Genomic DNA, 12,110 nt, shown 5'->3' with positions numbered 1-12,110 from the left:
TCTTGCTCAGCTTTATTCCTCTGTCACTCTCGCTGTCCCCTTGCGCTCTCCCACCCGTACTCTCTCCTTGCACCCTTTCATTGCACGCTTTCCGTGCAATCTCCACTTTCCCTTGTCTCCCTCGCTGCTCACGCCGTCTCTTCCACCTGTCCGGGCAACACCTTCATCACCGATGCAGCCGCCAACTTGCCCTGCTGTGCTGCGGAGACCACCATCGCTTCACCCTGCCCCTGTCCGAAGATCACATCACCTGCCGCATAGATCTGTGGATGGGACGTACGGTACGTCTGTGGTTCCACTTCAACAACACCCCAGTGATGATGCAGGCCAAATGCCTCAATTAATGGCAGCAAACGGTTCTGTCCAATGGCTCGAACAACAGTGTCACATTCAAGCATGAACTCCGATCCCTCTATCGGCACAGGCAGTGCCCGACCACCTCCAGGTGGAGTAACCAGCTTCATTTTCACACATTCTATCGCCTGAACTCGCCCATTCTCGTCTCCAATAATGCGCTTCGGCATGGTAAACCAGCGGAATTCAACACCTTCCTGCTTCGCAAATGTATATTCAAAGGCATAAGCCGTCATCTGGCTCTCCCCACGTCGATAAAGCATCTGCACACGCTCGGCCCCCAAACGCACCGAACAGGTTGCTGCATCCACTGCCGTATTGCCCGCACCAATAATGGCAACCTTGAGACCGTTCAGCGCCGGAGGCACCCCCTGCTTCGTGGATTCCACCAGCTCAATGGCATCATAGACGCCCTCCAGCGTCTCTCCTTCAATGCCAAGCATCGGAACAGCGCCCATTCCGCAAGCCAGAATAACGGCTTCGTGCTGCTCCAATAACTCTTCAGCGGACACATCCACCCCGATACGCACACCATACCGAATCTGCACACCCAGTGCTTGCACCTGTTCGACTTCCCATAAAGCTACGGATTCCGGCAGGCGAAAGGACACGATACCATACGTGTTCAGCCCTCCGCCTTTCGCTTTGGCTTCATAGATCGTCACCTCGTACCCTGCACGCCCCAACTCTCTGGCCGCAGACAATCCCGCAGGCCCTGCTCCTACAATCGCAACAGTTCTTCCGTTGGCAGGCGCTGCCTTGAATAACGGTTCATTCTTCGTCCGTGCCCAGTCTGTTGCATATCTCTGCAAATCACCAATCCGAATCGGTTTGGATGACTCGTTCAGTACACAAGCGCCTTCACACAGTTCCTCTGTCGGGCACACCCGCGCACAACTTGCTCCCACCGGGTTGGCTTCCATAATGGTCCGCGCCGAGCCTTTGAGGTGACCTGTCGATATTTTTTTGATAAACGAAGGAATATTGATGTCGGTTGGACATGCCTTGATACAGGGTGCATCATAACAGTACAGACAGCGGTTCGATTCCTCCATCGCTTCCTTGCCCGTCATTGCAGGCTTCATTTCGGTAAAACGGCTCTCCCATCCGTAATCGGACAACGTTGCTCCTGTGCTGTTCATCATGTCTTACACCTCCAAGATTGATCTCTGTTATCCTTTCGTCGCCGGATCAAGGTAACGACTCACTCACACTGGGTAATGCAATGGCTGAACGATCATCGATCCATCGCTGTTAGCTCCGGATTTTTATCCCAGGTCATTGCTACAAGTTAACGAGATGTTCGTAGGTCTCGGGCCGTCGATCCCGGTAAAATTGCCATACATTGCGTACTTCCCGAATCAACTCCGTATCCATCTCGCCAATGATGACCTCATCCTGATCCCTGCTGCCTATGGCCACCATCCTGCCTCGCGGGTCCACCAGATACGACTGACCATAAAATTCACCCATATTCCATGGCGATTCTACGCCCACTCGGTTGATGGCAGCCACATAATAGCCGTTAGCCACCGCATGGGCAGGCTGCTCCAGCTTCCACAAATATTCCGATGTTCCGGCTACCGTTGCGGAAGGGTTGAATACAATCTCCGCACCCGCAAGCCCGAGCAGCCTTGCTCCTTCCGGAAAATGACGATCATAACAGATATACACGCCCACTCTGGCGTAGGCTGTATCAAATACCGGGTACCCCAGGTTGCCGGGCCTGAAATAATATTTTTCCCAGAACCCATTCGTGCCTTCGCCCGCTTCTACATGCGGAATATGATGTTTGCGGTATTTTCCCAGGTAGGAGCCGTCCGCATCAATAACAGCAGCCGTATTGTAATACGAAGCAATTCCTTCCACCTCGTATACAGGCAAAATGATTACCACCCCAAGCTCCTTCGCAAGCTCCTGAAAACGCCTGGTCGTCGGTCCTTCCGGCACCTGCTCGGCAGATGCATACCACTTGGGGCTCTGCTCTGTGCAGAAGTAAGGTCCGTAGAACACTTCCTGCAACCCAATAATCTGTGCTCCCCGAGCAGCCGCTTCACGCACCAGCGCCATGTGTTTCTGAATGGCGGCCTCCTTATGCACTTCAACTGGGGCCGAGCCCTCCACCTCGTGAGAGGCTTGAATCATCCCGATGCTGATTTTACCCATAACGCCACGTCGCCTCCTCTAAGAAACTGTCCGTTTATATGAAAATCACCATCATCTTATATGACTGTAAATCCCACCGATTCTATTGCATTTGAAGTATCCATCGGATCGTTACCAAAGAATTGAAAGAAATGAACTTCCATCGTCCTCCCTCCTGTATGTTCCCCTCGTTATTCGCCAATTTCCGGGCTGCACATCTGCCTGATCGTGCGGTACAGCACTTCTGTACCGAGAGCAATGTCCTCGGGCGAAGAATACTCACTTGGATGATGGCTGACCCCATCCTTGCTGCGAACAAAGATCATGCCATAGTCACACACGTAAGAAAGGGCCAACGCATCATGGAACGGTCCACTCATCAATTCCGGTAAAGGCAGGCCGATCTCTTCGGCAGACGAGCGAATGGCATTCTTGATCCGTTCTGCACAATATCGCGGCTCGCTGTTGGTATCTTCGGTCAAGGAGTAGGTCAGGCCGTATTGCGAGCTGACGTCATCCAAGAGGCTCATTAACCTTCCTTCAAGCCGATTTCTGCGCTCCATCTCCATATCTCGCAAATCAACCGTAAAGCTGACCTGCTCAGCAATGATGTTGCGTGAGTCCGGGAAGACACGGAGGCTCCCCACGGTCCCTACTGTCGGAGCTTCCGGTTCTTCTCTGACCATATCGTCAAAAGCCGCAATGACCTTGGCGCTGCCCACCAGCGCATCATGACGCATCCCCATCGGTACAGACCCGGCATGCCCTGCCATGCCTTTCATGGTCACCGTGAGCCACAGCGGGCCCGAGATGCCAGTCACCAGACCTACCGGAGCGGCCAGCGATTCGAGAACAGGTCCTTGCTCAATATGCAGCTCCAGATAACTGCCGATGGAACCTGCCGGATAGATCGCTTCTGTAAATTGTTCTGGTTCACACCCAAAGGCCTCCAAGGCCTCCAATGCCTCTCGTCGGGTCACCCCATTTTTGTCCTCCCGCTCCAATTCTCCCTCTTCCAGCTGTCCCGTTATGCCACGTGAGCCAAATAATCCTTTATTGAAACGCGACCCCTCTTCATCACAAAAAGCAATGACTTCAATCGGCATCCTTGGGCGAATGCCTTGTTCCATCAGACACTGCACAGCTTCCAGCGCGCCAAGGACGCCGATGGCCCCATCATACCGACCGCCATACGGCTGGGAATCGATATGCGAACCGATCATGAGGATCGGCAGGGACGAATCTGTACCCTCAAGACGTCCAATCAGATTGCCAAACGGATCAAGCCGAGTCACAAGTCCGGCCTCTTCCATCCATAGACGAACCTGGATAATGCCCTCCATATCTTCCGGAGTTAAGGCTAGTCGACAGACACCCGTCTCCACTATTCGGCCAATACGGGACAGCTGTTCAATTCGATCATCCAGACGCAGCTGATTAATAATTTTGCCGGTGGTGGTCTGCATCCTCCATCGCCTCCTTATGCCTATTCAAAATCACGATATATATAGAAATCCCACCTGAATTTCCGCTTCGACACCCTCACTACCCTGCATCCAGACTGCGTAGTGCAGCCAGCAAACTGCCAGCGATCAGGTCCAATTCCTCCTCAGTGGTGACAAACGGCGGAGAGATGGTCAAAATATTCGCAAATCCCGGCACCGTATCGCCGTTCTTGCCAATCAGGATGCCGTCCTTTTTGCAGCTTGCCAGCACGTTCATGACCTTATCCGCATGAGCAGGCGAACCATCGGCTTCAATCAGCTCCACCCCGCAGGCGAAGCCAAATGTGCGGATATCTCCAACCACCGATAGCTCCAGCAGCGGCTCCAGCTTATCCCGAAGCAGGTATCCAAGTTCATCGGCACGGCTGACCAGATTCTCTCGTTCCAGAATTTCGAGATTCGCCAGTGCCACACGGCAGGATACAGGATTGCCCCCGAACGTATTCACATGACGAAAGTGTGAATCGGTTCCGGGTTCTCTGAACGTGTCATACAGATCCGCTCGAACGGCTGTCGCCGATAGTGGAGCGTACGCACTCGTCATGCCCTTTGCCATCGTGACGATATCGGGCTGCACGCCATAATTCTGATGACCGAATTTTTGCCCGGAGCGACCAAACCCGCAAATGACCTCATCCACAATCAACAGCACACCATAGCGCTGACAAATCTCCTGTACAGTGCGCATGTAATCCGGAGGCGGGACAATCATGCCGCCCCCTGTAATGACCGGTTCCATAATGACCGCAGCTACCGTCTCCGGCCCTTCCCAGCGAATAACCTCCTCATAGATGGTGGCGCATTCCAATCCGCATCCATCCTTGTTTCGTCCAAATGGACAGCGGTAGCAATAAGGAGGCGGTACATGAGAGAAGCCTACGCCCAGCGGCTCGTATTTGATTTTGCGGGCGGCTTGCCCGGTAGCGCCCAGTGCGCCCATGGAGTTGCCGTGATAGGCACGGTGACGGGAGATGAATTTGTGACGAGTGGGCTCACCATTCTGGTGATGAAACTGACGGGCTATTTTGAACGCCACTTCATTGGCATCCGAACCTGAATTGGAGAAGAAAATGCGATATTCCCCCTCCAGCCAGTCATTCAGCTTCTCTGCCAGCAGAATCGCCGGCTCATGACTCTGGGTCATGGGCACGTACGCAAGAGCTTTCATCTGCTCATAGGCACTTTGGGCAATTTCCTCGCGTCCATGCCCGACGTTCACACACCACAGTCCCGACATCGCATCCAGATACCGTGTGCCATCCTGATCCGTGATCCAGCTGCCCTCCCCGCTTACGGCAATCATCGGATGATCGTTATGAGGCGAGATGTGATGCCACACATATTTGCGATCCTTCTCCAGCCACTCTTCCTTCGTACCACCAAAAGGCTGGGGTTGCTGATCCACTGAGCTCATTCGTCATCCTCCTCTCCAAGCTGAACCTAAGACTTTACAATTGAACACTTCGATTGCAGTACCATCTTCCGAACGCTCCACACTTATTTAGTTCGTCACATCCTTCACCGCTTCTTCATAGATGCTTTTCTCCAATGCTTCGTCCAGATTAGCGGCTTTCTTGATCAGGCCATACTTCAGGGCAATATCCGCAGTCCGGGTAAAAGACTCATCCACGAAACTGCCCACCTGTTTCTCCGTAAATCCTTCCGGTCGAATCAGCTTCGCAATCTCTTCGAGCATGGTCACCTGATGTTCACGGGTCGTGCTGCCGTCGGTTACGTTCTTCATGACGATATCCACCGTTTCATTCTGATTGTCGATAGCGTAGTTCCAGCCTTTCAGAACGGCACGGGTCACTTTCACCGCGAGCTCTTTATTACTGTCCACCCAATCCTTCTTGGCGATCAGCGTATCCTCCAGCATGCCTACCCCGGCATCCTCAATGTTGAATACATCCAGGTCGGACTCCTTCGTCCCACTTTCCAGTACCACGTGATATTCGTTATAGATTGTCGCCGTGGCAACATCCACCTGATCGTTGAAGAACTGATCCATCGTGAAGCCCTGTTTCACCAGTTCAATATCCTTCTTGGGATCAAGGCCGTTCTTCTCCATAAAAGCGAGAACCTGAAACTGCTGGCTGCCAAACCATGTGCTCACTTTCTTGCCTTTCATCTGGGCGGGATCGGTAATACCTGCGGACTTCTTGGCAATCAATCGATAACTGCTCTTCTGCGAAATCTGGGCGAGGGAGACGAGCGGAAGACCGTTATCCCGGCTGACCAGCAAACTGTCCACCCCGGTGATGCCCACATCGGCTGCGCCGTTGACCACCTGCTGTTCGATCACGATATCCGGGCCACCCGGAATAATCTCGGCATCAATACCTTCATCTGCAAAAAAACCTTTCTCCTTAGCGGCGTATATCCCGGCGAACTGAGCCTGCGGTACCCATTTAAGCTGAATTTTCACTTTGGTTAAGGGCTGATCTGACCCTCCCGCTCCCTCCGAGCTGGCAGCAGCAGGAGTGACAGGCTCTGATTTTGCGGAGCACGCTCCCAGCATCGCAACGACCAACAGTACCCACACCAGAAAACCCGGTTTTAACGTTTTGTACATATACAGAACAACCCCCTGTTTATATAAGGATTTTCAATCAGGTACTGTGAAGCGCTGCTTCACGAGTCAATCGATCTGTGGAAGGTTGGCACCTTGATGAGCTTACGGGTCTGTATGTGCACGATTCCACGGGGTCAGCCGTTTTTCGGCCAGAACGACGGCTTCATACAACACAATACCGAGCGCGGCGGCGATAACAATACAGGACCAGGCAAGTGGCATGTTTGCCAGTCGGATCTGATCCGAGAGCAAGTATCCCAGCCCCTGGGAGGCGATGAAAAATTCACCCACAATGGCGCCAATAATGCTGGTCGACATATTAATTTTCAGACCCGCGAAGAGGGAAGGCAGCGCATGTGGCCAGCGCAGCTTCACGAAAACCTGCATCCTGCTGGCAGCAAGACCACCCATCAGATCACTGTATTGCGGCTGAATGGAGGTTAATCCCTTGAATAAACTCACAGCCATAGCAGCCATCGTAATTACAGCTACAACGGCGATACGGGACCATATCCCGTCCCCGAACCAGTTGTTCATAATCGGGGCCAGCGCAACAATCGGAACGGCATTCAGTGCTGACATCACGGCAACCGCCGCCCTGCCGCTCGTCGGAAAGAAGGATGCACCCGCAGCGGCCAAGGCTCCCAGCAAGGAGCCGAGCAGAAATCCACCCAGCATCTCGGTTCCGCTGTACATCGCATATCGGAAAAGCATCTCTGCATTTTCCCTGATGGACGCTGCAATCGCTGACGGAACAGGCAATTGGTAACTTTCAAGCGAGAATAACTGATGGAACAATCGAAGCTGCCACAGGGTTAGAAATAAGGCTCCTGCAAGCCACGGCAATAGGCGCAATCCAATTGATCTTTTGCGAACACTACTGCCCAGCGGCCTCTGTGCGGCTTGTCCCTGATGTCCATCGATATCCGCACTTGAAGGAGATGGTACCCTAACCGAATCCGCGATAGACTCCCCCATGGAGGCCGTGCCAGAGACAGAGACAGTCGCACCCTCCTCACCTTTGCGACTTACCATCACACGTTCATTCATCATGCAGCACGCCCTCCCTTGGCCCTAAATTCGGGCTGCCATGGGGTTAGCCAGCGCTCAGCGAGGCTGATGGCAAGGTACGAGATAAGTCCAATGCCAATGCTGAGCATGATGGTTGCCCAGAACATGCCGATTTGGGCACTGCCGTAATACAAGGAACTGACCATTAGTACACCAAGTCCATCCGGGGCTCCCATCAGCTCCACCACAATGGAAGAGGTGACTGCGAGTGGAGCAGCTATTTTCATACCCGAAAACAGACCCGGCAGCGCAGAAGGCAGCAGACATTTGATATAACGCGCAGGCAGGGAAGCTCCACAGGAACGCATAAGCTCCAGATGCTCCGGCGCTGCACTTTTTAATCCTTTGAGTGTGTGGATGATAATCGGGAAGAACGTAACGTAAGCCGCCATTATAATTCGGGCCCACTCGGCGTTATGGATAATGCCATAGACAATGGGCGCAAGACCGATTACGGGAACCATCTGGGAAGAGATGACATACGGGGATAAGGTACGTTCCACCCAAACCGCCACACTCATGAGCAGGGCCAGAAGCAGACCTAACACAGTTCCACCGGCAAAACCAATTGCTGCATTCCCAAACGTTACGGCCCCCTGTTCAGCCAATGTGCCTGAGTAACGAAACAGGGCTGCGAGAACCTCGTGCAGATAAGGAAGACGGGATGCTGCCTGCTGGGATGACAAGAACAAGTGGAGAATCCAGGCGATACCTTCCCACAGCAGCAATACGGACAAAATCCAGATCACTACCCATGAGCGAAAACCCAGCTTATTGGTGTGCAGGAACATGGATTGGATCACGCTCCTCATAGAAACAATTGCGGATGGTGGTCATCATGCGGTAAAAGGCTTCGGTTTCCCTCAGCTCTCGATCCCGCTCGGCTGGCAGGTTAACGGAATGAATGGAGTGCACCTGACCAGGGTGTGCGGAGAGGACGATGATGCGGTCAGATAGAAATACGGCTTCGGGGATACTGTGTGTAACAAAAAGGAATGTCTTGCCTGTAGATCGCTTAATATCAAGCAGCTCCAGTTGCAGCTTCTCCTTCGTGAATTCATCCAGTGCGGAGAAAGGTTCATCCATAAGCAGCAATGGCGGATCAAGCGCCAGTGCCCGTGCGATGGAAACACGCTGCTGCATGCCCCCACTGAGCTGCCATGGATAATGGTCAGCGAAGCGGGTCAGCCCGACCATTTCAAGCAGTTCACCACTCAAGCGGCGGCACTCCTTCCGGCTTGTGCCGAGCAGCTCCAGGGGAAGCTCCACATTGTGACGTACCGTGCGCCAATCGAACAGAGCTGGCGTCTGAAAGACAATACCGAACTGGCGCTGCAACCGCGCCCGCTCCGGTTCTTCCCCGGCAACCTGGATGCTGCCTGTCGTTGGCTGGAGCAAATCGGCTACAAGTCGAAGCAGTGTAGACTTGCCACACCCCGAGGGGCCAAGCAGAGAGACAAATTCATTGGAATGGATTTGAAACGAAACGTCAGACAGGGCGGTAACTTGTTGTGCTCCACTGCCAAATACAACGGACACGTGATCCAGCTCAATATGGCAGGTGTCGGGGACGATGATTGAGGACATGGGCATTCTCCTTTTCGCGGGAAGCTCGCAATCTTTTCACACCAAGGCTGAATGGAAGGTTTATATACACGAACGTAACAGGTTTTGCTTGTTAGGTAATACTATATATCTTTGGGCAGGGATTACATTATACAGACTGTTTTGAGTATGGGCCTGTTCATGTTACACAGTGTAAAATGATATCGATTCTCAGTCCTAAGCATGTTAATTTTCGTGTATGTTATCTTACATCTGCTTCACTCACACAGAATTCTTGTCATGTTCAATAAAGGCGGATAATCATTTGTATTTATTGAATAAATATTCGGAAAATATGACATATACCCTCGTATTCTTGTTGATTTTCTTGTATAAACATTGATAACAGCATTTTACAAAATGCTCATATAGAAGGACGTGAACTCTCGCCCCGATACGGTGTCTGGTTCCGGGATCATGAAGGCGGTGTCATTGATTCCCTTCCACCACCCATAGTGGCTGGATAATCGCGTTTCCGAACAGTCTCGCAAAGGATTTTCAAAATCAGAAATCGGGGTGGTCCGTATGTTTGATTGGCTGGGATGGAGAAAAGGGTGGCCGCTGTGGCGGTCGTATCGGTTGAATGCAAGTATGAAGCAAGACGTAGAGGAAATCTTTGAGGGCATCGCCGAGACCCGGCGGCAGCTCTTGATGGATTGGGCTGAGGAGCAGTGGAATCATCTGGATCGATTGCTTCAGCAGGTACGAGCTGTTCATCCGCAAGGTATGTTGCAAGGCACGGAAGATGTACACGGATTGGAGGTATGGTTCGCAGCAAGTTATGCACGCGCTACTGATAGTACTGAGCTTTTTATGCTGAACGAGCAAAACCAGGTTGTATTTTCTACATATAAGAAACATATTGGACAAGTCTACGAAGATGGAAATGCTTTGATTGGGCCAGGACTGAGGTATACCCAAGCGGATATCAACGGACAAAAGTGCCTGTTTGGACCTTATTCTGATCCGCTCACACTAGAAATTGGACCACGTTCTTCCACGTTTCACGATGATGTAACCCTGATGTTTATCGTACCGATCATGGAAAACGGCCGTTACATCGGCTCCCTATGCAATCGCGTGCCTAATGATGTCTTGGGCGATCTTATCCAGCGTGAATCAGGCCACATCTACCCCGATTCCGGGGATAATTATCTATTCATGGCTGAGTCGAGACTGCGACCCACGCTTCAACCCGGGACTGCCCTGTCCCGCAGCCGCTTCGAGGATCATACATTCACCCATGGGGAGAATCTGAAAGACGGCGTAACCACCGAATGGGGCGTGGTATCTGTTAAAGAACATACCGAATTGGAACTGATGTTTACCGATCCTTCCACCAACGAACTTCATCCTGGTGTAGCGAATACCATTCGCAATGGCTCCAATCTGTTTGTAGCATTTCCGGGTTATTCGGATTATCGTCATATTTCAGTTATCGGTAAAGGCATCACGTTCCAGCTTCCCCACTGTCCGGATCTGTGGGGCATGATGTGTGAAGGCGATCTGGAGGAAGTGTATCGGATACGCAGCATTGGCTGGCGCCAATTCAAGCAGCACAGCTTGTACATCCTGTTGTCAGGCATTGCAGGAGCGGCACTTGTATATGCGCTGACTGGAAGTGCATGGAGCGCAGCAGCCATCGCTGCCTTTAATATCATCTATGGATTCCTGACTGCAAACCAACTGCAACGCAAACATGTTCAACGGGTCCATGAGGATTTGCGCCGCATTAGCCGATTTATTCGGATTAACGCCGAAGGCAAAGGCGATCTGACCCAGCGTCTGGACACGTCGGCTTTTGCCCAGGATGAATCAGGTGAACTGGCGAAATGGATCAACAATATGATCGACTCTCTGGAAGGAATCATGCTCAAGGTACAGCTTGCCACCGTGGATGTGATGAACAACCAGCACCAGATGCGAGCCTCAACGGAAACTACACAGGGTACAACCGAACGTGTAAATCTCAAACTTGGCTCCATGATCAAGGGGATACGCAAGCAGCTAGAGGACCTGGATCAGGCCAAAGTAGCCGCCGACGAAATGCGCCTCACTCTACAGCAGCTTGAAGTGTCTGCCACAGAGCAGATTGACGTTGCCCGTCAGGAAGTGGAGCGTATCGGAGACAAAATGACCCAGATCTCGGGAGCCGTGTCTGACACCAACCATACGATTTTATCCTTTATGGCGACCATGCAGGACATCTACCGCGCACTTGCTGTCATTGATGAAATTTCGGCACAGACCAACCTGCTTGCACTGAATGCTTCCATTGAAGCAGCCCATGTCGGCGAACATGGACGCGGATTTGCCGTCGTTGCTGGTGAGATCCGCAAGCTTGCGGAATTATCTCGTTCCTCCACGGAAGATATTCATCAGATTCTGGATAATATATCTGTAGCAGCAGGAGCAGCCTCGCAATCCATCAAGGAAGGCGATCAGGTGCTGGCTGAAGGCACCACGCTTGTTCAGGCTGCTTCACGGTTACTGCAAAGTGCTACGGCTGAAGAACCCCAAAGAACACAGGTTGTAGATCAGGTCGTGGTATTGATGGAGAATATCGCCGCCATCAGCCACAAAAACAGTTCCACGTCTTCGGAGGTGGAAGCCGAGATGGTTGAGCTTATTAACGACATGCTGCACGTTCAGCATTCATCGCACAATGTAGAAGCCATCACGGTCTTCTTGCAGCAGCTTGTGGGGCAATTCCAACTGACCCATCCCGATAAAAACGCGATTATCTGACGTTATCATTGACGCGGATTGGAGAAATAGCTAAAATTTGATGCAACTGTTCGTTTAGTACATTGTCGGTTCATTTCATATAGAAGCTTTCCAATCTGATTCAATGA

General features: G+C 52.0%; 9 protein-coding genes. 1 reads left to right on the top strand and 8 read right to left on the bottom strand.

Going from position 1 to position 12,110, the window contains the following annotated elements:
* Nucleotides 1–128: 128 nt before the first annotated feature.
* From HW560_RS08275 to HW560_RS08240, 8 genes are all read right to left on the bottom strand, one after another.
* Complete coding sequence (locus HW560_RS08275; protein ID WP_090903643.1) at nucleotides 129–1,496, bottom strand: NAD(P)-dependent oxidoreductase; 1,368 nt, start codon at nucleotides 1,494–1,496, stop codon at nucleotides 129–131.
* A gap of 142 nt (nucleotides 1,497–1,638) precedes the next feature.
* Nucleotides 1,639–2,520, bottom strand: coding sequence for a nitrilase-related carbon-nitrogen hydrolase (locus HW560_RS08270; protein WP_090903475.1), 882 nt, complete (start codon nucleotides 2,518–2,520; stop codon nucleotides 1,639–1,641).
* 170 nt (nucleotides 2,521–2,690) lie between these two features.
* Nucleotides 2,691–3,965: a M20 family metallo-hydrolase gene (locus tag HW560_RS08265; protein WP_090903474.1), complete on the bottom strand. Its 1,275-nt coding sequence runs from the start codon at nucleotides 3,963–3,965 to the stop codon at nucleotides 2,691–2,693.
* Between the two features lie 79 nt (nucleotides 3,966–4,044).
* Complete coding sequence (locus tag HW560_RS08260) at nucleotides 4,045–5,418, bottom strand: aspartate aminotransferase family protein (protein ID WP_090903473.1); 1,374 nt, start codon at nucleotides 5,416–5,418, stop codon at nucleotides 4,045–4,047.
* An 87-nt stretch (nucleotides 5,419–5,505) separates the two neighbouring features.
* Nucleotides 5,506–6,579: an ABC transporter substrate-binding protein gene (locus tag HW560_RS08255; RefSeq protein WP_090903472.1), complete on the bottom strand. Its 1,074-nt coding sequence runs from the start codon at nucleotides 6,577–6,579 to the stop codon at nucleotides 5,506–5,508.
* Nucleotides 6,580–6,681: 102 nt separating this feature from the next.
* A complete protein-coding gene (locus HW560_RS08250) occupies nucleotides 6,682–7,632 on the bottom strand; it encodes an ABC transporter permease (RefSeq protein WP_256222263.1) in 951 nt (316 codons plus the stop codon).
* A complete protein-coding gene (locus tag HW560_RS08245) occupies nucleotides 7,629–8,453 on the bottom strand; it encodes an ABC transporter permease (RefSeq protein ID WP_257031809.1) in 825 nt (274 codons plus the stop codon). Before HW560_RS08245 ends, HW560_RS08250 begins: the two co-directional genes overlap by 4 nt.
* Nucleotides 8,422–9,237 carry an ABC transporter ATP-binding protein gene (locus HW560_RS08240; RefSeq protein WP_257031808.1) on the bottom strand — a complete coding sequence of 272 codons (816 nt, stop codon included), beginning with the start codon at nucleotides 9,235–9,237 and terminating at the stop codon, nucleotides 8,422–8,424. Before HW560_RS08240 ends, HW560_RS08245 begins: the two co-directional genes overlap by 32 nt.
* A gap of 543 nt (nucleotides 9,238–9,780) precedes the next feature.
* Here HW560_RS08240 and HW560_RS08235 point away from each other — a divergent pair.
* On the top strand, nucleotides 9,781–12,003 hold the full coding sequence (locus HW560_RS08235) for a methyl-accepting chemotaxis protein (protein ID WP_179262733.1): 2,223 nt from the start codon (nucleotides 9,781–9,783) through the stop codon (nucleotides 12,001–12,003).
* Nucleotides 12,004–12,110 lie beyond the last annotated feature (107 nt).

Source organism: Paenibacillus sp. E222 (assembly GCF_013401555.1).
Classification (GTDB): Bacteria; Bacillota; Bacilli; order Paenibacillales; family Paenibacillaceae; genus Paenibacillus.
This window is presented reverse-complemented; position numbering and strand designations above follow the sequence as displayed.

Coding starts and splice junctions, on each gene's coding strand:
- HW560_RS08250 (WP_256222263.1), bottom strand. CDS start 7,632: ATGATGAATGAACGTGTGATGGTAAGTCGCAAAGGTGAGGAGGGTGCG.
- HW560_RS08240 (WP_257031808.1), bottom strand. CDS start 9,237: ATGTCCTCAATCATCGTCCCCGACACCTGCCATATTGAGCTGGATCAC.
- HW560_RS08235 (WP_179262733.1), top strand. CDS start 9,781: ATGTTTGATTGGCTGGGATGGAGAAAAGGGTGGCCGCTGTGGCGGTCG.
- HW560_RS08275 (WP_090903643.1), bottom strand. CDS start 1,496: ATGAACAGCACAGGAGCAACGTTGTCCGATTACGGATGGGAGAGCCGT.
- HW560_RS08255 (WP_090903472.1), bottom strand. CDS start 6,579: ATGTACAAAACGTTAAAACCGGGTTTTCTGGTGTGGGTACTGTTGGTC.
- HW560_RS08260 (WP_090903473.1), bottom strand. CDS start 5,418: ATGAGCTCAGTGGATCAGCAACCCCAGCCTTTTGGTGGTACGAAGGAA.
- HW560_RS08270 (WP_090903475.1), bottom strand. CDS start 2,520: ATGGGTAAAATCAGCATCGGGATGATTCAAGCCTCTCACGAGGTGGAG.
- HW560_RS08265 (WP_090903474.1), bottom strand. CDS start 3,965: ATGCAGACCACCACCGGCAAAATTATTAATCAGCTGCGTCTGGATGAT.